Source organism: Mycobacterium sp. (genome assembly GCF_044370595.1).
Lineage (GTDB): Bacteria > Actinomycetota > Actinomycetes > Mycobacteriales > Mycobacteriaceae > Mycobacterium.
Map to the genome: position 1 here is coordinate 1 of NZ_JBILVF010000042.1, position 23,178 is coordinate 23,178.

The window sequence follows — 23,178 nt, forward strand, 5'->3', positions numbered from 1 at the left end:
GCCCGCTTCCCCAATCCCAACGACCTCGACCATCTGGCCACCATCGACTTCCGCCGGTCTGCATTCGTCACCGAGGCCGATCAAGCCCGAGCCGGTGCGATTGTGCGCCGCCGCACCGACCGCCTGCCTTTCGGCGCCCCGGCCAGCTGGGCGTATATCGAACCGGTGCTGCGCAGCACCATCGACACGGACAAGGCGATCCTGTCGGTGCTGCCGGAAACGGTGCGGCCGCAGCTGGCCGAAGCCTCCCGGCTGACCGAATCGCTGCGCCGCTACGACACCTCCTATCATGCCGAACTGCAATGGTGGACAGCGCCTTTCGAGGTATCCGACGGGGTACCCTACAGCGCGCTGGTGTCGGCATCGGAACGCGACAGGGTCGACGTCGGCCGGGTGTTCCCGAACCCGACAAACCCCGACCGCAGACCGGGGATCGACCACGACGCCTCGGTCATCGCGGTGCTGTCCACCGACGGCGACGGTCGACGCGAGGCACTGGGCTGCGGAGAGGTGCTCTCCGATGTGCTGCTCGAGGCCACTCTCGCCGGCCTTGCCACCTGCACGCTGACCCATATGACCGAATTGGAGTCCAGCCGCGCCATCATCCGCGCGCTGACCGGCGGGGTGGGCGACCCGCAGGTGCTCATTCGGATCGGGCAGATTCCGGCTCTGGACGAGCCGCCGCCGCCCACGCCGCGGCGGCCGTTGGCCGACATGCTCAGTTTCCACTGACCTCAGGCCGAACCGGACTCCTCGGCGCGCCGCTTGATGCCCAGCAGCATGCCGCGGGTTAGCAGGGACATCACCGGACCGGCGGCTTCGGCGCCCAGCGCCTCACCGGGCACCCGCATCCGCGCGCGGGTCCGAACCAGCAGCCGGCAGCGGTCCTCCCAGTGCGGCACGACGTGAAAGGACCACACGCCGTCCACCGGGACCGCCGGCGGCTGCAACCGCAACACGATCGACTCCCCCTCGATCAGCGCCACCACCGGTAGCACGATCCCGTCCCGCAAGCCCATCCAGCCGGGCGGGACCAGCCTGATCACGTCACCGACAGCCAGGTGCTGCCATTCGGGGTGGATCCGGTCGGCGTTGTGGTGCTTGAGCCCGATCAGGTTTTCCAACTTCTCGTAGCTGTACATCCCGCCGCGGTCCTGCCCCATCTGCACCAGCCACGGCCAGACCGCGCGGGCCGGGGCGTCGATCCAGATGCCCTCGGTGGTCTGCACCGCCGGCTGGCCCACCAACTCATCACCGGGCAGCGCCGTGTCGCACTCCTCCTTGGTGGTGCCCCAGTTCCGGTAGTACCGGCGTGCCGCCATCAACCCCGCCCCGGCCACCGCACTCCCCGCCAACTTCCACATAGCCCCAGTTTGGCACCGCGGGGACTTCGGCCTCTACCGGCGAGTGCGCGGTGGTCGGATAGTGGAGGGCAGGGGTCGGGGTATTCGAGCTTTTCGAGGTTCTCAAGGGGAGGCACCATGACACGCACCACCGGCATTCATCGACAGCAGCCACGGCGCGTATTCCGTGACCGCCGGGAGGCCGGCCGGGTGCTGGCCGGAATGTTGGGCGCCTACCGCGACAAACCGGACGTGGTTGTGCTTGGACTGGCGCGCGGCGGCCTACCCGTCGCCTTTGAGGTGGCCCAGGCGTTACGCGCACCGCTGGATGCATTCATCGTCCGCAAACTGGGCGCCCCCGGCCACGAGGAATTCGCGGTGGGGGCGCTGGCCAGTGGCGGGCGCGTGGTGGTCAACGACGACGTGCTGCGGGGGCTACGGATCTCACCGGATGAGTTGCGGGAGATCGCCGAACGCGAAGGCCGTGAACTGGCCCGGCGCGAAGCCACCTACCGGGAGGGACGACCCCCACTGGACGTGACCGGCAAGACGGTGATTCTGGTCGACGACGGCCTGGCCACCGGGTCGTCGATGCTGGCGGCGGTGCAGGCGCTGCGGGAGTCGCTACCCGCCGAAATCGTTGTCGCCGTGCCCGCGGCCCCGGAATCCACCTGCCGCGAGTTCGCCGGGATCGTCGAGGACGTCGTGTGCGCCTCGATGCCGACGCCTTTTCTGGCCGTCGGCGAATCATTCTGGGATTTCACCCAAGTCACCGATGACGAGGTGCGTGAACTGTTGGCCACACCGACCACCGGCGCGGCCCCGCCCGCAGCGGGCCCCGCGCCGGCCGAACTGGTCAGCCGAGCAGCCATCGACGCCCCGGGGGGAATCCCGCCCCGCGATGTTCTGGCGGATTTGATCGGCGACGCCCGGGTGGTGCTGATCGGCGAGAGCTCACACGGCACCCACGAGTTCTACGATGCCCGCGCCGAGATCACCAAGTGGCTCATCCAGGAAAAAGGCTTCAACGCCGTTGCCGCCGAGGCGGATTGGCCGGATGCCTACCGGGTCAACCGCTACGTGCGCGGCCTCGGTGATGACGGTTCCGCCGAGGAGGCATTGCGCGGATTCGAACGCTTCCCGGCCTGGATGTGGCGCAACACCGTGGTGCGCGACTTCGTCGGCTGGTTGCGCTGGCACAACGGCCGGTGTGCGGCAGAGGGCCGGCGCCAAACCGGTTTCTACGGGCTGGATCTCTACAGCCTGCACCGTTCGATGCAGGAGGTGGTGAGCTACCTGAACTCGGTGGACCCGGCCGCGGCAGGACGCGCGAGGGCGCGCTACGCCTGTTTTGACCATTCCGCAGGCGATGACGGCCAGGCCTATGGATATGCCGCCGCGTTCGGGGCAGGCCCGCGTTGCGAACGCCAGGCCGTTGAGCAACTCATCGAATTGCAGCGCAACGCCGGGGCGTATCTGAGCACCGACGGCGAACTGGCCGAGGACGAATTGTTCTACGCCCAGCAGAACGCTATGACGGTTCGCAACGCCGAGGCGTACTACCGCGGCATGTTCGCCGGACGGGTCACCTCGTGGAACATGCGCGACAAACACATGGCCACGACCTTGGCTGCGCTGATCGAGCATTTGGACCGGGCGGGCGGTCCGGAGCCGGCCCGGGTGGTGGTGTGGGCGCACAACTCCCACGTCGGCGACGCCCGGGCTACCGAGGTAAGCGCGGACGGCCAGCTGACGATCGGCCAGTTGGCACGGGAGCTCTACGGCCAGGATTGCCGATTGATCGGGTTCTCCACCTATTCAGGCACCGTGACCGCAGCCAGCGACTGGGGCGGTATCGCCGAACGCAAGACGGTCCGCCCGGCGTTGCCGGGAAGCATCGAGGAACTGCTGCACGAGACCGGTCGGCCCGCGTTCATCGTCCCGATGCACGACGGCTCTGCGGCCGCGTCCGCACTGGAGGTGGTCCGACTGGGCCGCGCCATCGGCGTGATCTACCTGCCGCAGACCGAACGGCAAAGCCATTACTTCCATGTTCGCCCGTCGGATCAGTTCGATGCGATGATCCACATCGACTCCACGCGCGCGCTGGAGCCGTTGGAACCGGCCAGCGTCTGGGTGACCGGTCAGAACCCGGAGACCTACCCGACCGGTCTGTGAGCAGGAGGGCCAGTGCCGGAGATCGTCACGCTGTGCATGAACCCGGCGCTGGACATTACGACCAGCACCGAGGTGGTGCGCGCAAGCAACAAACTGCGCTGCGCGCCAGCCCGTTACGACCCCGGCGGCGGAGGGATCAACGTCGCCCGGGTGTCGCAGGTGCTGGGCGCGGAGTCGCTGGCGGTGTTCCCCCTCGGCGGCCCGTCCGGTGACGTGGTGGCAAAGCTGCTGAACGCCGAAGGCCTTGCGGTGCAACGGGTTGCGATCAGCGGCTGGACCCGGGAGAGCTTCACCGTCAATGAGACCAGCACCGCGGCGCAGTACCGCTTCGTGCTGCCCGGGCCGGACCTGACTCCTGCCGAACAGGCCGAGTGCCTGGAGCAGCTGACGCGATCGGCGGCCTCGGCGTCGATCGTGGTCGCCAGCGGCAGCCTGCCCCCGGGGGTGCCCGACGACTTCTATCAGCAGGTGGCCGAGATGTGCACCGACCATGACATCAAGTTCGTGCTGGACACCTCCGGCGGTGGCCTCAGACAGATCACATCAGGGGTTTTTCTGGTCAAACCCAGCCTGCGGGAGTTGCGCGAGTGCGTGGGCCGGGAACTGGACGGCGAGGAGGAGCAGTGCATCGCGGCGCATGAACTCGTCGACCGTGGCACCGCCGAATGTGTCCTGGTCTCACTGGGCTCCGAGGGTGCGTTGCTGGTCACCGCCGAGGGTGGCCTGAGGTACGCGCCGATCCGCGTGCCGAAGGGCAGCAGCGTGGGCGCCGGGGATGCGATGGTGGCCGGCGTCGCGGTAGGCCTGACCCGCGGATGGGAGTTGAGCGAGGCGGTGCGTCTGGGGATCGCCGCCAGCGCTGCGGTGCTGCTCACCCCCGGCACCGCGGCATGCACCCGGGAGGACACCGAACGACTGTTCGCCGACAGCGCGGCCCCGGCAGCGGTGCACCGGGTGGCCTGAGGAGCACAATGGCCTGATGGCCCCCCAGCAGTACGAAACCTTCACACCGCCGTCCGTTGTCGTCGGCGTCGACGGGTCACGGGCCGGGTCACGCGCCGCGCTGTGGGCCCTCGACGAGGCGAGAAGACGGGATCTCCCGCTGCATCTGGTGGCCGCCGCCGAGCATGGTGACAGCGCCGCCGCTCAGACCGCGGTGCGCTCGGCGGAGGCGGAAGCGGCCGGCGCCAACGTCGACGGGGCCGTCGCGGTGAGCACCGATGTGGTCGCGGGGAACCCGACACAGGTCCTGCTCGAGGCGTCCCGCCGGGCGGCGATGCTGTGCGTCGGGGCCGTCGGGCTCAGACACTTCGACCACGCCCGGGTCGGATCCACCGCCGCTGCGCTGGTGGCGGCGGCGCACTGCCCGGTGGCGGTGGTGCGCGGCGCGCCGCGGCCGGGCGGCTGGGTGGTCGTCGAGCTGGATCAGACCCCGGACGCAGCCGCGGTGCTGCAGTTCGCCGTCGAGGAAGCCCGGATGCGGGGGGCACCGCTGCGCGCACTGGGCACCTGGCAGTCGCAGGCCCACGACCAGAAGACGATCGAGGAATCCGGGCGGATGGTGCGCGCGCAGCTGGACCGCCGCCTCGACCAGTGGCGGCACCGCTACCCCGACCTGGATGTGCTGCCGATCGCCGTCCGCGACAGCGGCCTGAGTTTCCTGGCCGAGAACGCCGCGACGGTCCAGCTCGTCGTGCTCGGCGCCCGTAACACCGCCGCCGTCGCCGAACTGCTGGGGCCGGCCGGGTTAGCCGCCCTACATGACACCGACTGCTCGATCCTGGTCGTGGATCGCCAACGGCTCCTCTGAACAAACCCCCCGCCGATATGGTGGACCACATGGTCAAGGTCTTCCTGGTCGACGACCACGAGGTGGTCCGTCGTGGATTGATCGACCTGCTCGGCGCCGACCCCGATCTGGATGTCATCGGCGAAGCCGGCTCAGTGGCGGCCGCGATGGCCCAGATCCCGGCTCTGAAACCGGATGTGGCGGTGCTCGACGTGCGCCTCCCGGACGGCAACGGCATCGAACTGTGTCGCGATTTGCTCTCCAAGATGCCCGACCTGCGCTGCCTGATGCTGACCTCGTTCACCTCCGATGAGGCGATGCTGGACGCCATCCTGGCCGGTGCGAGCGGCTATGTGGTCAAGGACATCAAGGGCATGGAGCTGGCCAAAGCGATCAAAGACGTCGGCGCCGGCCGATCCCTACTGGATAACCGCGCCGCCGCCGCGCTGATGGCCAAACTGCGCGGTGCGGCCGAACGGGCCGACCCGCTGTCCGGGCTGACCGAACAGGAACGGGTCCTGCTGGGCCTGCTCGGCGAGGGGCTGACCAACAAACAAATCGCCGCCCGGATGTTCCTGGCCGAGAAGACCGTCAAAAACTACGTATCAAGGCTATTGGCCAAACTCGGCATGGAACGGCGTACCCAGGCCGCCGTCTTCGTGTCCAAACTGGACCAGCAACACCGCCGGGACACCTGATGTCCGGCGGCGCCCCGATCGGGGAAGAGCTCTCGCCCCGGCTGCGCGAGACGCTGTCCCAGCTGCGGCTGCGCGAACTTCTGGTCGAGGTGCAAGATCGGGTGGACCAGATCGTCAAAGGCCGCGACCGACTGGACGGACTGGTCGAAGCCATGCTGGTGGTGACCTCCGGACTGGATCTGGACCAGACCCTGCAGACCATCGTGAGGGCGGCCACCAAACTGGTCGACGCCCGATACGGGGCTTTGGGGATCCGCGGCGAGGGATGCGAGATCGTCGACTTCGTCCTCGAGGGCATGGGTGAGCGAGAGATGGCGGCAATCGGCCGAGTCCCGCAGGGCATCGGCGTCCTGGGCCTCCTGCTCGACGACCCCAAGTCGATCCGGCTCGACGACATCAGCAAGCACCCGGCCTCGGTCGGTTTCCCGGCCAATCACCCGCCGATGCGAACCTTCCTGGGCGTTCCGGTTCGGATCCGTGATGAGATTTACGGCAACCTGTACCTGACCGAGAAATCCGGCGGCGAACCGTTCACCGACGACGACGAGGTGCTCGTCGAGGCACTCGCCGCGGCGGCCGGAATCGCCATCGACAACGCCCGGCTCTACCAGCAGGCCCAGATGCGCCAGGCGTGGATCGAATCGACCCGCGATATCGCCACCCGAATGCTGGGCGGTGACGACCCGGCCGACGTGCTGAGTCAGATGGCCGACGATGTCCTCAAACTGGCCCAGGCCGACGGGGCATTCATTGCGGTGGCCGCCGATACCGACTTCGGGGCCGACGCCGAGGAGTTGGTGGTGGTGGATGCCACCGGTGCGGCGCTCGTACCCGAGTCGGCGCCCACGATCAACATCGCGGGCAGCGTCCTGGGCCAGGTGTTCACCGATCACACTCCGCGGCGATTGCCGTCGATCGATGACGGGGGTCTGGCGGACCGGCTGATGGCCGACGCCGGACCGGCCATGGTCATCCCGCTGCGCGCCACCGCAGGCGGGATCGTAGTCGTGCTGCGGCGGCGCGGTGCGCGGGAGTTTTCCCGGGACCACCTCGACATGATGGTGGCCTTCGCCGATCAGGCGGCGCTGGCCTGGCAGCTGGCGACCAGCCGCCGGCGGATGCAGGAACTCACGGTCATCTCCGAGCGGGATCGCATCGCCCGAGACCTGCACGACCACGTTATCCAGCGGCTGTTCGCCATGGGTCTGACGCTGCAGGGCACCATCCCGCGGGTGCCGTCGGCCGATGTGTCCCAACGTCTCGCCGACACCGTCGATGAATTGCAGGCCGTCATCCAGGAGATCCGCACCACGATTTTCGATCTGCACGGCGGCGTCGCGGGGACCACCCGACTGCGGCAGCGGATCGACGAGGCGGTCGCGGCGTTCGCCGGCCAGGGACTGCGCACCGGTGTGCGGTTCGTGGGTCCGCTGTCGGTGGTGGACGCGACACTGGCCGATCACGCCGAGGCGGTGGTGCGCGAAGCGGTGAGCAACGCGGTGCGACACTCCGGAGGCCACACGCTGACCGTCGAAGTTCGGGTCGAGGACGAGTTGAGTGTCGAGGTGATCGACGACGGCGGCGGGATACCGGCCGAGGTGACTCCGAGCGGCCTGAGGAACCTGCGGGCCCGCGCGGAGGAAGTCGGCGGGCAACTGGTGGTCACCGAAGCCCCCGGCGGCGGAACCGTGGTGCGCTGGACGGCGCCCCTGCCCTAGGCCCTGCCGTGTCCCCGCCGGCCCTGGTAGGCGGCCCGCCGGGTCGGCTTGTCATCGTCGGTCTCCTGAGCCTCTGGCTGAGCCGTGTCTTGCGCAGTTGGGGTGAGAACGGCGGATTGAACAGCAGGTTCGGGGGTTTCGGCCGGGGCGGGGGTCTCGGCCGGGGCGGGGGTCTCGGCCGGGGCGGGGGTCTCGGCCGGGGGGGGGGGCGCGGCGGGGGCGGGGATGCCGACCTCGACAGGAACCTCCCCGGGCGCCGCAGCGACGGACCGGGCGCTGCGGGCCTCGACCACCTCGATGGCAGCCGCGGCCTGCTGCGGTTGGCCCGCCGGACCGAGCAGCGGTTTGAGCCAGGGCAGCAGCGTCCCGGAGTATGCGACGAGGCCGTTGAGGCCGGTGCCGTAGACGACTGGGTCGCCTTCAGCGCGGCCGGTGAAGTAGACACTGATGATGTCGCCGGCCAGCGGAATAGGTGCTGTCAGTTGAACTATGGCGCCGGGCAGGTCGAAGGGCACGCCGAAGATCAGCGACCTGGCCAGTTTGGCGGGCACCGAACCGACGCCGAGGTTGGAGGCCACCGCGACGTAGGCCGCCGCCCGGGCCGCCGCCTGAACCGCCTGCACCGGATCAGACTCCAGAGCCGCGACCTCGAAGAGGTAGTTCTCCAGGTTCTTGGTGACGGCGGCGTCCATTGAGGTGTCGATCATGTAGTACGCCACCCCGAGGGGCCCGCTGAGTCGGAGGTCGTTGTTGAACTGCCCGGGGAAGTACGGATCGTCGGCGCCGATGAAATCGCCCCAACCCGACAGAAACACGACACCGAGAGCCTGCCCGGAGATATCGCTGGCCGCAGTCAGGTCGTAGGCCCGGGTGGTCGCGGAAAGACCCGAGGACGGGCCGGCGAACACCGCTGGGGCGGCACTGCTCAGAACCGCGACGGCAGCCAACGCGGTGGCAAAGATCGGTCGTGCCGAATTGGGCACTGTGGCTCCTTTCATCAATGCGCTCGGTCGGGGGAATGGCCGACGTCGGCCGACGGGCGCGACGCGGAAGCCTACTTGGTGAACGCGAGTCAAGGAACTTGTCAGAAGAACAAGCAATTTGCAGAAGAACCAGAGGAACGAAGAACCCGATGAACACAGCGGAACGACAGACGGCACCCGCTTCGTAGTCGCACCCAGATCCCAGAGCGCATCGGGAACGCGGTTTGCCCGGCTAGCGTGACCTGGTGCAGAAACAGCAGCTGCCGGTCAGCGGGTTCGCCGCCATCATGACGACGGTGGCGATGGGCCTGGGCAGCGCCGTGGCCGTGGGCGATCTGAGGATCCTGGCGGCCAACATCTCCCTGGTCCGCAGCGGCCTGGGTTTTTCGCCCGGTACAACCATTTTCGTGTCGTCGCTGGCGACGCTGACACTGGCCGCCTCCGTCCTCGGGGCGGGTGTCCTGGGCGACAGGTACGGCATGAAGCGGATGTTCATCGCCGGCGCGTGGGCCGCAGTGGTTTTCGGGCTCATCGGGGCGGCCGCCCCCAACGCGGCGGTGCTGATGATCGCCAGGGCCTGCATCGGGGTGGCCTTCGCGTTCCTGAGCGCATTGTCCCTGGCCATCATGAACGCGGTTTTCGCTCCCGAGCGTCGTGCGGGTGCGATCGCGTGGTACCTCGCCACGGTCTACGCGTTCGGCGTGCTGCCGGCGACGGTGGGCAGTCTGCTGGCCGTTGAATTCGGCTGGCGCACCGGACTTCTCGTCACACCCGTCCTCGCGATCCTTGTCGTCATGATCACCTGGCGTTACGTCCCGGAGACGCAGAGTTCGCACCGCAGGACCGATGTCCCCGGTTTACTGCTGGTCGCCACCGCTCTCATCGGCGTCACCTACGGCATCTCCAAGTTGCAGAGCGGAGTCGACCTTGCCGCGATCGCCGCGATCCTGACCGGGATCGCCGCCGCCGCCGCTTTCATCTGGTGGGAGCGGCACTGTGACGATCCGGCGCTGGATCTGCGAATATTCCGCTCCCCCCACTTCAATGCCGTGGTGAGTGCGGGTGCGGCCAACAATCTGGTGCAGGGCGGATCGATGCTGATGTCCACCTTCTACCTCGTTGTCATCCGCGATCTGTCGACGTGGGCGTTTGCGTTACTGCTCATTCCGGCCACGCTGGTGTCCGCACTGGTTGCCGTCGGTGCCGGCCGCGCGGCGACGCGCCTGGGCAACAGCACCGTGATCGTGGCGGGATTGTCGGTGTTGGCCGTCAGCCTGCTGGCACGGCTGGCGTTCGACATCGACACCCCGATCGTGGTCGTCGGCGCGGTGATGGCGCTGACGACGATCGGCGGGGCGATCATCCAGACACCGCAGACGACCGTCATGATGTCCAGTGCGCCGCCGAATCTCGGTGGTGTCGTCTCGGCGGTGAAGGCATCGGTGGGCGGAACCTTCTACGGCCTGGGTGCGGCGTTGTTCTCGATGTTCGGCATCATCCTGCTGACCCGCGACGCCGGCCCGCGGCTCGCTGAAGCCGGCGTCAGTATCCAGCAGGCCGGTGAAGTCCTCAGTGCCACAGCCACTAATCCGGGCGCCGGCGGCCTGGATCCCGAGCGCACCGCGTGGGTGATCTCCGAGGTGACCCCGAGCGTGCTCGATGCTGCCCGCACGCTGAATCTGCTCATGGTGGTGATACCGGTGGCGGCAGTCATCATCACGCTGGTCTTGTTCCGGCGTCCGGGGCCCGAGCCGCCGGCCGGCTCCGGCCCCGCAATGGAGCACTGACGCTTTCTTCGGGGAGTCTCAGCGCCGCGCGACGATCACCGGCATACGGGCGCCGTGCACCACCGACGTGCTCACCGAACCCAACAGCATCCCGGTGAAGCCGCCGCGACCATGGCTGCCCACCACGAGCAACTGGGCGGACTCGGCTTGTTCGATCAACTGGTGAGCCGGCTTATCGGCCACGACCACCCGGCGCACCGGAACGTCGGGGTAGCGCTCCTGCCAGCCGGCCAGTCGCTCGCTGAGTGTCTCCTCCCCCGCTGCCTGCAGAGTGGACCAGTCGGCACCGGGGAACTCCAGCACACCGCTGTCGCTCCAGGCGTGAACGGCCACCAGATCGACGCCGCGGAACGAGGCCTGCTCGAAGGCGATCGCCAAGGCGCCCTCGGACGCCGGTGAGCCGTCCACCCCGACCACGACCGGCGCCTTCGACGGGTGCGGCATCAGCGGATCCTCGTCGTGGATGATCGCCACCGGGCAGTGCGCATGGTGGGCAAGACCGGTGCTGATCGACCCCAGCAGGCTGCGGGCCAGGGCGCCACGGCCGCGGGAGCCCACCACGATCATCTGCGCCGAGGACGACAGATCGGCCAGCACCGGCACGGCGGAGCCGCTGACCAGATCGGTGGTCACCTCGATATCGGCGCCGGTGCCGGCGGCCTCCTTGACGGTGCGCACCGCGTTGTCGAGCAACGTGCGCCCTTCTTCCTCCTGCCACTGGATGAAGCCCGGCGGCATCGGCACCTCCGGGAAGGCCATAACCGCGGGCGGCACGAGTACGTGGACCAGTTTCAGCGCTGCGCCGCGCCGCGCGGCGTCACGCGCCGCCCAGTCGACAGCCACCTTCGACGCCGACGAGCCGTCGACTGCGACGATGATCGGCAGACTGCTTGCTGCAGTTGACATTCCATGTCCTTCCGTGGAGCACCTCAGGTGACCCTAGCCTGGCTGGTCCGCTGCGGTCAGAGGCATTGGTCCCCTAAACCGTCCGCCGCAAGGCCCTGGCCTAGGGTCGAGGTCATGGTGAGCGATCACGGGTTCGGGGCGCCGATCGGCGAGTCCGACGCCACGGAACGGGTCAGGATCGATCCGCGCTACCACGACGGGGTGTTGTTCGACCTCGACGGTGTGGTCACCGACACGGCCGCGATCCACCAGGCGGCCTGGGCTGAGTTGTTCGACGCCTATCTGGCCAACCGTGCGGAGTCGCCGACGGAGAATCACGACCCGTTCACCCCCCATGACTACCGGCACTTCATCGACGGTAAACCACGCTACGACGGGGTGCGTGACTTCCTGGCCTCCCGGGGCGTCGAACTGCCCTGGGGCAGCCCGGCCGATTCCGGCCGCGAAGGGTCGGTGTGCGGTCTGGGTAACCGCAAGCAGGAACTGTTCGCGGCGCGGATCGCGACGGGGGTGCCGGTTTTCGGGTCGACCGTCGCACTGGTGCGGCGACTGCGCGACGCCGGGGTGCGGGTCGGAATCTACTCGGCCAGCCGCAACTGTGCGGCTGTGCTGGAGTCGGCGGGCCTGGCAGGGCTTTTCGAGGTCCGGGTGGACGGGATCACCGCCGAGAAACTGGGCTTGGCTGGCAAACCGGACCCCGCGATGCTGACCGAGGCGGCACGCCGACTCGGCGTCCGGCCGGGGCGCACAGCGGTGGTCGAGGACTCCGAGGCCGGTGTCCATGCGGCCCGCGCCGGCGGATTCGGCCTGGTGATCGGGGTGGACCGCACCGGCGAGACCGGCGATCGGCTGCGCGAGTTCGGCGCCGACCGCATCGTCGGCGACCTCGCCGAGGTGCAGGTACGCGTCATCGGCCGGCGGATGTCCACCCTGCCCGACGCACTGGCCTCATTCGGACAACTCGCCGGGGTAGTCGGCGCGCGGCGGCCGGCGATCTTCTTCGACTTCGACGGGACCTTGTCGGACATCGTCGACCAACCGGGGGCTGCGTCGCTGGTTGCCGGCGCCGACAAGGCCCTCCGGTCGCTGGCCGCGTTGTACCCGGTGGCGGTGTTGTCCGGCCGCGGCCTGGCGGACATCCGCGAGCGGCTCGGCATCCCCGGCCTCTGGTACGCCGGTAGCCACGGGTTTGAGATCGTCGGCCCGGATGGGAGCTATCACCGCAATGAGGCTGCAGCCCAGGCAATCCCGCTGCTGGAACAGGCCGCCGCCGAACTTGCCGAGCAACTCACGGCGGTACCCGGAGTCGAGGTGGAGCACAAGCGCTATGCGGTTGCCGTGCACTACCGAAACGCCGCACCGGAGTCCGCAGCCGCGGTGACCGCGGCCGTCCACAACATCGGCAACCGCAGCGGTCTGAAGGTCACCGCGGGTCGCAAAGTGGTCGAATTGCGGCCGAAGATCCAGTGGGACAAGGGAAAAACCCTGGAATGGATCCTCGACCAGGTCGCCGGCGAGGAACCGTTGCTGCCGATCTTCCTCGGCGATGACCTCACCGACGAGGACGGGTTCGATGCCGTCCTGCACGACGGTGTCGGGATCGTGGTGCGGCACACCGAAGACGGTGACCGGGCGACCGGTGCTCGGTTCAGCCTGGACAGTCCAGAGGAGGTCCGGCAGTTCATCGAACGGCTGGTCATGCAGTGCGACATCGACCGCCAGAGTATGGGCGGCCCTTGGTCGTTCACCTTCGGCGGCTACATCCCCGAACATGAGCGGTTGCGCGAGGCCTTGTGCGCGGTCGGCAATGGATATCGCGCCACCCGGGGATGCGCTCCGGAGGCTGATGCAGGTGAATTCCACTACCCCGGCACCTATGCCGCCGGGCTCTACAACCGGCTCGCAGACCGGGTCGCCGGAGTGGACGTGGAGAACGAAAGCCTGGTGAACCTGCCGAATTGGCTGTCGCTGAAGTTCCGCATCGACGGCGGCGACTGGTTCGACGTCGACTCCGCCGAATTGCTCTCCTACCGCCAGAACATGGATCTGCGGCGGGCCGAACTGACCCGGGAGTTCCGCTTCCGCGATCCCTCCGGCCGCACCACCAAGGTGATTCAGCGGCGCATAGCCGCGATCCACCTACCGCACGCGTGCGCGCTGGAGACCACGCTGTGGGCCGAGGACTGGTCAGGCACCGTGGAATTCCTGTCGGTGATCGACGGAGACGTCCGCAACACGGGGGTGCAGCGCTATCAGGCGCTCTCCAGCGACCATCTGGTGGCGACCGCGACGCGGGAGTTGTCATCCGGATCAGCGCTGCTGGAGTGCCAGACGGTGCAGTCACGCATCCCGATCGCGGTGTCGGCCCGCACCACCGCGTGGCGGGGCAATGCCCCGTTGGCCGCCGAGGTGCGCTTCGTCGACGAGCCTCGGCGCACCGGCCACGACCTCGTCGTCGCACTGGAAGCCGGGGATTCGGTGACCGTGGAGAAGATCGCCGCGATCTTCACCGGCCGCGACCACGCGATCTCCGAACCGGGCGACGCCGCGGCACGCCTGCTGTCCCGGCTGGGCCGCTACACCGACCTGCGCGACGGCCACACCCGGGAGTGGGCGCATCTGTGGGAGCGCTTCGACATCGCCTTCGACGACAGCCCCGACGCGCTGCGGGTGGCGCGACTGCACATGCTGCAACTGCTGCAGAGTGTGCCCAACGGGGCCGAGGACCTCGACGCCGGCCTACCCGCCCGCGGACTGCACGGCGAGGCCTACCGCGGGCACATCTTCTGGGACGAACTGTTCGCCTTCCCGGTTCTGAACCTGCGTTCGCCGGCCACCACGCGCGCACTGCTGCGCTACCGATACCGGCGGCTGCCAGAGGCCCGCCGCGCGGCCCGGGAAGCCGGCTGGGCGGGGGCGATGTTCCCATGGCAGTCCGGCAGCGACGGCCGGGAGGAGAGCCAGACACTGCACCTGAACCCGAACTCGGGCCGCTGGAATCCCGATGCCAGCGCCCGCGCTCATCACATCGGGATCGCGGTGGCCTACAACGTCTGGCAGTACTACCAGGTGACCGGCGACGTTCAGTACCTCGCCGAGAACGGCGCCGAAATGCTCGCCGAGATCGCCCGGTTCTGGGTGAGCCGGGCCGAGTTCGATCCGGCTCTCGATGATGGGCGGGGCCGCTACGTGATCCGTGGCGTCATCGGACCCGACGAATTCCATTCCGGATACCCCGACGCTCCCTACGACGGCATCGACAACAACGCTTACACCAACGTGATGGCGGTGTGGGTGATCGTGCGGGCCCTGGACGCCCTGGACGCTCTGCCGCTGCGGGACCGGCTGGATCTGATGGAGTCGATGGGAATCCACGGCCGGGAATTGAGCCGCTGGGACGAGGTGAGTCGACGCATGTACGTGCCGTTCCACCCCAGCCCGGCCACACAGCGGGAGTCCAGCGGGACGGTGATCAGCCAGTTCGAGGGCTACGCCGATCTTGCCGAGCTTGACTGGCACGGCTACCGCGATCGGTACGGCAACATTGCGCGTCTCGACCGGATCCTGGAGGCTGAGAACGACAGCGTCAACCGGTACAAGGCCTCCAAACAGGCCGACGTTCTCATGCTTTTCTACCTGCTGTCGGCCGACGAACTGCGGGAGTTGTTCGCGCGCATGGGATATCGCTTCACCCCCGAGCAGATACCCCAAACCGTGGACTACTACGTGCGCCGAACTTCGCACGGCTCGACGTTGAGTGCAGTGGTGCACGCCTGGGTTCTGGCCCGCGGCAACCGCGACCGGGCCATGCGCTATTTCCAACTGGTGTTGGCCTCCGACGTCGCCGACATCCAGGGCGGAACCACCGCAGAGGGTATCCACATCGCCGCGATGGCCGGCAGCATTGACCTGCTGCAGCGCTGCTTCACCGGCCTGGAGACCCGCGGAGACCGACTGATCCTCAACCCGATGTGGCCCGAAGAGCTTGGGGCACTGCGAATGCCGATCCACTACCGCGGTTACCGGATGCACCTGACCATCACCGGCCGCAGCGCCGAGATCAGCGTCGACCCGGCCGACCATCCGCCAGTGGTCATCGAGTGCCGCGGGCAGGTGGCAACCTTGACACCGGGAACGTCGATCCGATTCGGCTAACAGGCGGCTGGGGAGTCGTCAGGAACGCTCCGTCGTGCAGCCAGTCCGCGACCTCGCCGATCGGTCTTCGCGGTGTGGCGGGCAACGGGTCGGCGTTGAGCGGCGGCCACCCGACCCGCATGAGCATCTGCGGAAAGCCACTGGCGCCGAAAACGTCGGTGCGGACGGCCTCGCGCGTCTCCGGGATTACCAGCGGCTCGGTCACCGGGCAGGTGGCCAGTCCCATCGCGGTAGCCGACAGCAGCACCAGGCTGGTGGCCTCTCCCGCCCGTAGCCGGGCCAGACCGTCATCGCGTTCAGTACCCAGCGCCAACACCACTCCGTTATCGGGTGTGCCCGGCGCCTGCTGCTGCAGTGCCGGGTCGGCAAAGATGCGGGCCGGAATCGGCGCATCCGGCGTGACCGCCTCGGCGACGATCGCGCTGAGTTGCGGAATGAGGTCGATTTGGCGCAGCATCACACCGGCCCGGGCGGCGCGGGCACCCATCAGCGCGATATCGCCCCACGGCACCGGCCACGAACTGAACGTCCTGCGGTCAGTGCGGCGGCGACCGACCGCCGCCGCCAGCATCACATCGAGTTCATCGGGGCTCTGCGGTTCAACGGTGACCGCGGCCAGATGGTCGGGGTCGGCCGGGTCGGGGAGTCGGTGCACGGTGGCGTGCCAGCCCGTCGCGGCCAGCGCAACCGTGCAGTGGTGCAGAGCAGCCCCGCAGCTGACCAGCAGGTCGCGGCGATCCGGATCGGTACGGGGCAGATGCCGACTGGGATCAGCGTAAAGATGCAGGCTTTCTCCGCCGACCCACCAGTACCAGGGCTGGGAGTTATGCACCGACGGTGCCTGCGTCGCCATGGTCAACACGGCGCGCACAGTCTCAGGGTCGGGGAACTCGGACATCATTAACACCCCCCTGGTCACAGGCCTCACATTCAACTGTGACGCGGGCGGGGGCAGCGGCGACAGTGACGTAAGTCCCCAAACAGGGGGACTTGCGGGCTAGACCGGATTGAATCCCGAGATCAGCCAGCGCCCGTCGGCGCGGAGCAAGGTCACCATGACACTGCTGGTGGACAGCGCCGGCGTGGGCCGTTCCTTGCTGGTGGTGACCTGGTTGACGAACACCAGCACGTCGGCCTTGTCGGGGCGCATCTGCGAGACGGCCGCGCGGGCGACGTTGGCTTCGGTCTTGACGCCTTTGTCACGGGATGCCGGCGCGACGACCTTGTCGGTGAAATCGTTGTAATAGCTGAGGAATTCGCCAGTGAGGTGGGATTTAGCATTGGCCAGGTCGGCGTCGAGACTCTCCGGGGAGTAACTCAACAGCGCCTCGGTACCCTCCTTGGCGGCGGCGATCACCTGCTGCTGGGCCGCCGCGTCGGTGAGCCGGTCCGGGCGGTACACCCACCAGTAGACCGAGGCCGCGGCCGCGGCCGACGCCAGCACCAGGCCGATGGCCGCGGCCACGGCCACGTTGTGGCGGCACCATGCCAGCGCGCGCGCCGCCGGGTTGGGGCGGGGACCGGGTGCCGCCGTGGCCGGCTCGCCGCCGGGTTCCTCCGCGGGATCTGGCTCGTTGGTCTCCTCGACCGGACTCAACTCCTCGCTGGCGCTCATGGCACGAACTCCACATCCGACATCTTGGGGGTGTCTCCATCGCGGGTCACGGTGACGCTGATCCGAAACGGACGGGGGTCTTGATCGGCGCCGTTGGCGTTGGTGACCTCAGAGGTGGCCGCCACCATAACCACGCCTCGGTCGCCGTCGAGGGAGTCCAACGCCGCAGCGTTGACGGTGCCGGTCGTGAAGGCTTTGGATTCGAGGGCCGTCTTGACGAAATCCTCGGCGCTGCGCTCGAAGTCCTCCCGGAATGCTCCGGTGGACAGATCCAACACCCGCTCAACGTCGGCCTGGGCGCGAGTGTGGTCGATGGACAGCAGTGCCGTCACGCCGGCCCGGGCGGCATCGACGAACTGCAGATCCTGCGAACGCTGCGCTGCCACTTCGCGGTGCTGCCACAGCATCAGACCGGTCAACGCCAGACCTGCGCCGGTGAGCAGCGCCGCCAGCACCAGGCCTGCCGTCTGCCGCGACCGGACCGCCGGGCGTGCCGTGGCCGCGGTGTCGGGCAGGCCGGCCGCTTTGGCCCGGGCCTCCTCCGCCGCGGCCCGGGCTTCGGCTTCGGCCTCCTCCGCGGCGGCAAGCTCGTCTGCCTCGACGGCGGGGCGCTCGGGAGTCATAACCCCACGATGGTAGACCGCTGCGATTGTTCGTCGTCCCCGACAGGTGTCGTGCCAGACTTTTGTGGTGACGCGCGCAGTGGTCGGCATTTCTGTCGGTACGGCCCTCTCGCTGACCGTCGGCCTGACCGCGCCGCCGGCCGCCGCGGAGGGCCCGGCGATGCACACCGTCACCTACACCGTGTACACCGACGTCCCGGTCAACGCCGACATCTACTACCGGGACAGCGAGCCGGCCAACTTCGCCGACTACAGCCACAACCCGTACATGTTCAGCCCGAAAATCGAGGCTGATCTGGGTCCGGACCGACCGTGGGTACTCAACGTCGAGTTGGCCGACCCGAAGTACTGGGCCATGGTGCTCGGCACCAGCGGGCAGTCACCGAACCCGCCGAACTTCCACTGCACCCTGGCAGTCGACGGCACCGTCGTGGTGACCAAGTCCGGGCCTAAAGGAGCGCTGTGCTCCCTGCGGAACTGGTGAGGCGCGCCTCGTCGTCTTAGTCGTCGCGCACCCAGTCACCGCGAACCCAGACCGCGCTGTTGTTCTGGAACGAGCAGGTCAGGAACAAACCGTCGGGCGCCTGAGCGACGTAATTCTCATAGCCGGTACAACTGCTCTTGTGTTCCTTGATGCCGACCATGGGCGGGGACCGGAAGTAGCGGGGCTCATAGCGCCGCGGCGAACCGCAGAACACCAACCTGCCCCACGAGGTCGTGCCGAAAACGTAGTAGTCGGTCTGCGAACAGGGCGCACCGAGCACCACCCCAGCCTCGATACCGGGGGTGCAGAACGGGTCGTCGCATCCGTTGGCCGAGGCGGGAGCCGGTACGGCGAGTCCGACCGCGATCAGCGCAGCGGCAGCGGCTACGGTCGATCGCACACCGATTACTGTCGCACACCGCACGATGCCAGGAGGGCCGATGACGTCGAGCGACCCGGAATTGCCGACGCAGCGCGCGGAGGTCTCCGACCGACTGGCCTTACAGGCCGAGGCCGCCGCAGCTGAGGAGCGAGCCGAGGGCGCCCGCGTGCGGGCTGAGGAACTCCGCCGCCAACTGCGCGACGGTGGCACTGCCCGGTCGTCTGTACCGGTCCGCACGGTCGGGATCGTCCTGGCCGCGCTGCTGACCGCCGGCCTGCTGAGCCTCACCGGGTTCATGGTGTGGAAGCACCGGGAGCACACCGAGCAACGACAGAGTGCCGCCGAATACGCCGCCGCGGCCCGCCAGGGCGTGATCAACCTGATGTCCATCGACTACACCACGGCGCAGGACAGCGTGCAACGGGTCCTGGACGGTTCCACCGGGAGGTTCCAGGCCAACTTCGCCGACACCGCAGAGGATTTCGTCAAAGCACTCACCGACGAGAAGATCACCACCAAGGCCACCGTCAACGACGCCGCCGTGGAATCCATGACCGCCGACACCGCCGTTGTCCTGGTTTCGGCCACCTCCCGCCGGGAAGGCCCACAGGCACCCAAGGACCAACAGCAGCCGCGGCTGTGGCGGATTGTGCTCAACCTCGAACGCGAGGGCGACCAGATCAAGATGTCCGGCGTCGAGTTCGTCTGAGTGTCGATGGGTCGGGATCAGCCCCGCTCGCGGGATCAGGCCCAATGGCGGCAGTTCGCCGCCGCATCGGCGCGGCACGGCGCACCCGCCGGCAGCTACCCCGAATTGTGGCGGTGGTCGGTGGCCAACCCCGCCCCGTTCTGGCGGGCGCTCTGGGAATACTTCGACATCCCGGCGGCGGTCGGCCCGGGCGCCGGGGACGACGCGATCCTGGCTGATACCGCCATGCCCGGCGCACGGTGGTTCCCCGGTGTCCGAATCAACTACGTCGACCAGGTACTGCGCCACGCAACCCGGAACGGTCCGGCGATCATCGGCGTGGAGGAGGACGGCACCCGAACCACGATCGAGTGGCCTGAGTTGCCCGGGCGGGTCGGCGCGGTGGCCGCGGAGTTGCGCCGCCTCGGCGTCGGCCCCGGCGACGGCGTGGTCGCCTACCTGCCCGACACCGCCGAGGCGACGGTGGCGTTTCTGGCGGCGGCCGCGGTCGGGGCGGTGTGGTCCTCGTGCGGGCAGGACTACGCACCACAGGGCGCGGCGGCCCGACTGGGCCAGCTGAATCCGAAGGTGCTCTTCAGCGCGGCCGGCTACCGCCACGGCGGACGCTGGATCGACAAGAGCGCTGACACCGCCGACCTGCTGGCGCTGTTGCGCTCACCGGGAACCGGTGTACCGAACCTGATTGCGCTGGACGGCGACGATTACCGCGCCGTCGTCGCCCAGCCGGTCGAGCCCGAGGTCACACCGGTGGACTTCGGCCATCCGCTGTGGGTGTTGTTCACCTCGGGGACCACCGGCCGGCCGAAGGGTATTGCGCACGGCCACGGCGGGGTGGTCCTCGAGCATCTGAAAGCCGCTGCGCTGCATGCCGATCTGGGTGGAGATGATGTGTTCTTCTGGCAGACCGCACTGAGCTGGATGATGTGGAACTTCCGGGTCGGCGGCCTGCTGTGCGGGGCCACGGTGGTCAGCTACAGCGGCAATCCGCTCTACCCCGACGCCGACCGGCTCTGGCGACTGGTCGCCGAGGAGGCGGTGACCTACTTCGGCACCAGCCCTGGCCATTTGCAGGCATGCCGCAAAGCCGGGCTGCATCCCGGTGCCCAGCACGACCTAAGCCGGTTGCGCGCGGTGGGCAGCACCGGCTCACCGCTGCCGGCCGACCTGTTCGAGTGGGTCAAGGCCGAGGTGGGCGGCCACGTCGAGGTGTCCTCGATCAGTGGGGGAACCGACGTCGTCAGCGCATTCGCCGGAGGCACCGCCGGTGTGCCCGCCCAGCCCGGCGAGCTTGCCACCCGCTACCTGGGCGTCGACCTGCGCAGCTGGTCACCGTCGCGGCAGTCCCTGGTGGGTGAGGTCGGCGAGTTGGTGATCACCGCGCCGATGCCCTCGATGCCGATCGGATTCTGGGACGATCCCGATGGATCGCGTTACCGGGCCGCCTATTTCGAGCACGTGTGGGCCGACGGCGCCGCCCCGGGGGTGTGGCGGCACGGCGACTGGGTGACCGTGACCGACCGGGGGTCGCTGGTGATCCACGGCCGCAGCGATGCCACGTTGAACCGCAACGGCATCCGGATGGGATCGGCGGACATCTACGAGGTCGTCGAGGGTCTGGATGCGGTGACCGAGGCTTTCGTGGTCGGTGTGGACGGTCCAGGCGGCGCGTACTGGATGCCGCTGTTCGTCGTACTTGCCGACGGCCGCGCGCTGGACGAGGCGCTGGCCGAAGAGATCCGCACGGCGATTCGCACCCGGCTCTCCCCACGCCATGTGCCCGACGAGATCGTCGCGGCCCCCGGCATCCCGCACACCCGCACCGGCAAGAAGCTTGAGGTTCCGGTGACGGCGATCCTGGCCGGGCGCAGCGAGGTGTCGCTGGATCCGCGGGCGATCGACCGGCCGGAGCTGATCGACTGGTACCGGACGTTGGGGCGCACGCACCGCTGGGACTGAACCGGGCGCGGGGCGGCCGGTGGCAACGACAAGTCGGCCCACCCCGGACGGGAGGGCCGCCTTTCGTGCAGGCTATTCAGCCCGAACCGAACGGCATCACGGCGTACCAGGATTGCCCGGCGTGCCGTTGATAGACACCGAGCCCGGGCCGACGCCCTGGGCCTCGCCACCGGCACCACCTGCGCCGCCGGTGCCGCCCAGCGCGGCGTCGCCACCGTCGCCACCGTCACCGCCGTCAGCGATGGCGCTGACGCCGAAAGCGAACGCGGCCCCACCAGCACCGCCGTCACCGCCCTGCAAGGGACCGCCACCGCCGGCCCCGCCGTTACCGCTGACCGCTTCCGCACGGGTACCGAACCCCGAGGACGCACCACCAGCGCCGCCCTTACCACCGACACCGTTGCCAAAGAACGCCCACCGCGGATCCGCAGTACCACCGTTGCCGCCGTTACCACCGATCGCCTGTGCATCAGTACCGTCGACCGTCGCATCACCGCCGAGGCCACCGGCGCCACCCTGGATGCCGCCGTCTCCGCCATTGCCGCCCGCACCGCCGGTGGTCACCACGTTGGTGCCGACCCGGGTGGCCAGACCACCATCACCTCCTGGACCACCGATCCCGAGAATGCCGGCGTCGCCACCGGCACCACCAGCGCCGCCGCTGGCGATAGCATCGAGGGTGAAGCCCTCCCCACCGGCGCCGCCGTTACCCGAAGGCTGCGCTGACTCTAGGTTTCCGGTAGCGCCAGGGTTGCCCGCTGTGCCGCCGGTACCACCGTTCCCGACGTTGCCACCCGCGCCACCGATGAAACCAAGCCCCGCATTGGGGACGTTGGGGTCGAAGGAGGTGTAGGTACCGCCGTTACCGCCGTCGCCACCATCGAAGTGGTCGACCGTTCCCGCCGCACCGTCACCGCCGTTACCGGCCGCGCTCAGATCACCGCCGCCGCCACCGTTACCGCCGGAGCCGTTGGTGCCACCCACGCTGTCCCCGCCGTCACCGCCGTCACCGCCGACCCCCGAGGCCGCACCGTTGCCGCCGTTGCCGCCAGCGCCGTCGTTGACCGCGAACGTCGCATCCCCGTCGGCGCCGTTGCCGCCGGAGCCGCTGGCCCCGCCGTTGCCACCGGAACCTCCGTTACCACCGACCCCGGTACCGGGGGCGTTACCGCCGTCGCCGCCGGCACCGCCGTTACCACCAGCGCCGGCGTTCCCGCCGGAACTGCCGTCGGAGAGGGCTCCGACATCCCAGCCGTCACCACCAACACCGCCGTCACCGCCGTCACCACCGCTGGTGGCCACACCGTCGGTGCCATCCGTGCCGGCAGCCCCGCCGTTGCCGCCGGTACCACCGTCGCCGGCAGCCCCGCCGTCACCGCCGTTGCCGCCGTCGCCGCCGGCAGTGCCCGCGGTGCCGTTCGGCGTCTCGGCTGTGCCGTCGGTGCCATCCTGGCCGTCCGCGCCGTTGCCGGCGGTCCCGGCGCTACCGCCGTTGCCACCGTTCCCGCCGGTGGTCACGTTCGACCCGACGCCGGCGTTGCCACCGGCTCCGCCAGCGCCACCGGAACCGGCGTTACCGCCCCGGCTGCCGTCGGTCAGACCGGCATTGTCGACACCGTCACCGCCCTCACCGCCAACCCCGCCGGCCCCGCCACTGCTGGCCAGGCCTTGGGTGCCGTTGGTGGCCGGGTTCTTGTTGTTGCCCGATCCGGCCGTCCCCCCGGCCCCGCCGTTTCCGCCGTTGCCACCGTTGCCGCCGGCCTGACCGGCGTCACCGTCGGGGTTCGCCTCGTCCCCGTTATCGCCGTCGCCACCGTCAGCCCCATTACCCGCGGTCCCGGCGTCCCCACCG

General features: G+C 68.9%; 18 protein-coding genes and 1 pseudogene. 11 read left to right on the top strand and 8 right to left on the bottom strand.

The window, feature by feature from the left end; genetic code table 11:
- Positions 1–732, top strand: a 732-nt coding sequence (locus ADBZ5N_RS08220; RefSeq protein ID WP_526257004.1) for an Acg family FMN-binding oxidoreductase, incomplete at its 5' end; no start/stop codon positions are given.
- Between the two features lie 2 nt (positions 733–734).
- Here ADBZ5N_RS08220 and ADBZ5N_RS08225 read toward each other — a convergent pair.
- Positions 735–1,364, bottom strand: coding sequence for an SRPBCC family protein (locus tag ADBZ5N_RS08225; RefSeq protein WP_526257005.1), 630 nt, complete (start codon positions 1,362–1,364; stop codon positions 735–737).
- A gap of 117 nt (positions 1,365–1,481) precedes the next feature.
- Between ADBZ5N_RS08225 and ADBZ5N_RS08230 the strand changes: the two genes are divergently transcribed.
- The 5 genes from ADBZ5N_RS08230 to ADBZ5N_RS08250 are packed head-to-tail and all read left to right on the top strand — an operon-like array spanning position 1,482 to position 7,726.
- On the top strand, positions 1,482–3,521 hold the full coding sequence (locus tag ADBZ5N_RS08230; protein ID WP_526257006.1) for an erythromycin esterase family protein: 2,040 nt from the start codon (positions 1,482–1,484) through the stop codon (positions 3,519–3,521).
- Between the two features lie 36 nt (positions 3,522–3,557).
- Entirely contained in the window at positions 3,558–4,484 is a 927-nt protein-coding gene (locus ADBZ5N_RS08235; protein WP_526257020.1) for a 1-phosphofructokinase family hexose kinase, read from the top strand.
- A gap of 16 nt (positions 4,485–4,500) precedes the next feature.
- Positions 4,501–5,331 (top strand): universal stress protein, encoded by an 831-nt coding sequence (locus ADBZ5N_RS08240; protein WP_526257007.1) that lies wholly within the window; start codon positions 4,501–4,503, stop codon positions 5,329–5,331.
- A gap of 29 nt (positions 5,332–5,360) precedes the next feature.
- A complete protein-coding gene (dosR, locus tag ADBZ5N_RS08245) occupies positions 5,361–6,008 on the top strand; it encodes a hypoxia response regulator transcription factor DosR/DevR (protein ID WP_526257008.1) in 648 nt (215 codons plus the stop codon).
- Complete coding sequence (locus ADBZ5N_RS08250) at positions 6,008–7,726, top strand: GAF domain-containing sensor histidine kinase (RefSeq protein ID WP_526257009.1); 1,719 nt, start codon at positions 6,008–6,010, stop codon at positions 7,724–7,726. The genes dosR and ADBZ5N_RS08250 overlap by 1 nt, the downstream gene beginning before the upstream one ends.
- Here the strand turns inward: ADBZ5N_RS08250 and ADBZ5N_RS08255 are convergent.
- Positions 7,723–8,709 (bottom strand): hypothetical protein, encoded by a 987-nt coding sequence (locus ADBZ5N_RS08255; protein WP_526257010.1) that lies wholly within the window; start codon positions 8,707–8,709, stop codon positions 7,723–7,725. The two genes, ADBZ5N_RS08250 and ADBZ5N_RS08255, sit on opposite strands and share 4 nt — an antisense overlap.
- A gap of 245 nt (positions 8,710–8,954) precedes the next feature.
- On the opposite strand from ADBZ5N_RS08255, the gene ADBZ5N_RS08260 reads away from it, so the two are divergent.
- On the top strand, positions 8,955–10,496 hold the full coding sequence (locus ADBZ5N_RS08260) for an MFS transporter (protein WP_526257011.1): 1,542 nt from the start codon (positions 8,955–8,957) through the stop codon (positions 10,494–10,496).
- An 18-nt stretch (positions 10,497–10,514) separates the two neighbouring features.
- Here ADBZ5N_RS08260 and ADBZ5N_RS08265 read toward each other — a convergent pair whose 3' ends face one another.
- Positions 10,515–11,402: a universal stress protein gene (locus ADBZ5N_RS08265; protein WP_526257012.1), complete on the bottom strand. Its 888-nt coding sequence runs from the start codon at positions 11,400–11,402 to the stop codon at positions 10,515–10,517.
- A gap of 114 nt (positions 11,403–11,516) precedes the next feature.
- Here ADBZ5N_RS08265 and otsB point away from each other — a divergent pair, with 114 nt between their 5' ends.
- On the top strand, positions 11,517–15,557 hold the full coding sequence (gene otsB / locus ADBZ5N_RS08270; RefSeq protein ID WP_526257013.1) for a trehalose-phosphatase: 4,041 nt from the start codon (positions 11,517–11,519) through the stop codon (positions 15,555–15,557).
- Here otsB and ADBZ5N_RS08275 read toward each other — a convergent pair.
- The 3 genes from ADBZ5N_RS08275 to ADBZ5N_RS08285 all read right to left on the bottom strand — a co-directional run bounded on the left by ADBZ5N_RS08275 (position 15,496) and on the right by ADBZ5N_RS08285 (position 17,795).
- On the bottom strand, positions 15,496–16,458 hold the full coding sequence (locus ADBZ5N_RS08275; protein ID WP_526257014.1) for a nitroreductase family protein: 963 nt from the start codon (positions 16,456–16,458) through the stop codon (positions 15,496–15,498). The genes otsB and ADBZ5N_RS08275 overlap by 62 nt on opposite strands.
- Positions 16,459–16,554: 96 nt before the next feature.
- Positions 16,555–17,172: a twin-arginine translocation pathway signal gene (locus ADBZ5N_RS08280; protein ID WP_526257015.1), complete on the bottom strand. Its 618-nt coding sequence runs from the start codon at positions 17,170–17,172 to the stop codon at positions 16,555–16,557.
- Complete coding sequence (locus ADBZ5N_RS08285) at positions 17,169–17,795, bottom strand: Rv1363c family protein (protein WP_526257016.1); 627 nt, start codon at positions 17,793–17,795, stop codon at positions 17,169–17,171. The genes ADBZ5N_RS08280 and ADBZ5N_RS08285 overlap by 4 nt, the downstream gene beginning before the upstream one ends.
- Positions 17,796–17,862: 67 nt before the next feature.
- Between ADBZ5N_RS08285 and ADBZ5N_RS08290 the strand changes: the two genes are divergently transcribed.
- Positions 17,863–18,279: an Rv2576c family protein gene (locus tag ADBZ5N_RS08290; RefSeq protein ID WP_526257017.1), complete on the top strand. Its 417-nt coding sequence runs from the start codon at positions 17,863–17,865 to the stop codon at positions 18,277–18,279.
- Positions 18,280–18,295: 16 nt separating this feature from the next.
- Here the strand turns inward: ADBZ5N_RS08290 and ADBZ5N_RS08295 are convergent, their stop codons facing one another.
- Positions 18,296–18,679, bottom strand: a complete 384-nt coding sequence (locus ADBZ5N_RS08295; RefSeq protein WP_526257018.1) for a hypothetical protein — start codon at positions 18,677–18,679, stop codon at positions 18,296–18,298.
- A 40-nt stretch (positions 18,680–18,719) separates the two neighbouring features.
- Here ADBZ5N_RS08295 and ADBZ5N_RS08300 point away from each other — a divergent pair, with 40 nt between their 5' ends.
- Positions 18,720–19,370, top strand: a complete 651-nt coding sequence (locus ADBZ5N_RS08300; RefSeq protein WP_526257019.1) for an Rv1363c family protein — start codon at positions 18,720–18,722, stop codon at positions 19,368–19,370.
- A gap of 6 nt (positions 19,371–19,376) precedes the next feature.
- A complete protein-coding gene (locus tag ADBZ5N_RS08305) occupies positions 19,377–21,326 on the top strand; it encodes an acetoacetate--CoA ligase (RefSeq protein WP_526257021.1) in 1,950 nt (649 codons plus the stop codon).
- Positions 21,327–21,422: 96 nt separating this feature from the next.
- On the opposite strand, the pseudogene ADBZ5N_RS08310 reads toward ADBZ5N_RS08305, so the two are convergent.
- A pseudogene (locus ADBZ5N_RS08310) lies at positions 21,423–23,178 on the bottom strand (PE family protein); the annotation flags it as partial.

Bases quoted from the DNA above. Each gene is read 5' to 3' on its own strand.
- dosR (WP_526257008.1), top strand. From the start codon at position 5,361: ATGGTCAAGGTCTTCCTGGTCGACGACCACGAGGTGGTCCGTCGTGGA.
- ADBZ5N_RS08285 (WP_526257016.1), bottom strand. From the start codon at position 17,795: ATGACTCCCGAGCGCCCCGCCGTCGAGGCAGACGAGCTTGCCGCCGCG.
- ADBZ5N_RS08305 (WP_526257021.1), top strand. From the start codon at position 19,377: ATGGGTCGGGATCAGCCCCGCTCGCGGGATCAGGCCCAATGGCGGCAG.
- ADBZ5N_RS08225 (WP_526257005.1), bottom strand. From the start codon at position 1,364: ATGTGGAAGTTGGCGGGGAGTGCGGTGGCCGGGGCGGGGTTGATGGCG.
- ADBZ5N_RS08230 (WP_526257006.1), top strand. From the start codon at position 1,482: ATGACACGCACCACCGGCATTCATCGACAGCAGCCACGGCGCGTATTC.
- ADBZ5N_RS08250 (WP_526257009.1), top strand. From the start codon at position 6,008: ATGTCCGGCGGCGCCCCGATCGGGGAAGAGCTCTCGCCCCGGCTGCGC.
- ADBZ5N_RS08280 (WP_526257015.1), bottom strand. From the start codon at position 17,172: ATGAGCGCCAGCGAGGAGTTGAGTCCGGTCGAGGAGACCAACGAGCCA.
- ADBZ5N_RS08300 (WP_526257019.1), top strand. From the start codon at position 18,720: ATGACGTCGAGCGACCCGGAATTGCCGACGCAGCGCGCGGAGGTCTCC.
- otsB (WP_526257013.1), top strand. From the start codon at position 11,517: ATGGTGAGCGATCACGGGTTCGGGGCGCCGATCGGCGAGTCCGACGCC.
- ADBZ5N_RS08240 (WP_526257007.1), top strand. From the start codon at position 4,501: ATGGCCCCCCAGCAGTACGAAACCTTCACACCGCCGTCCGTTGTCGTC.
- ADBZ5N_RS08235 (WP_526257020.1), top strand. From the start codon at position 3,558: ATGAACCCGGCGCTGGACATTACGACCAGCACCGAGGTGGTGCGCGCA.
- ADBZ5N_RS08275 (WP_526257014.1), bottom strand. From the start codon at position 16,458: ATGATGTCCGAGTTCCCCGACCCTGAGACTGTGCGCGCCGTGTTGACC.
- ADBZ5N_RS08265 (WP_526257012.1), bottom strand. From the start codon at position 11,402: ATGTCAACTGCAGCAAGCAGTCTGCCGATCATCGTCGCAGTCGACGGC.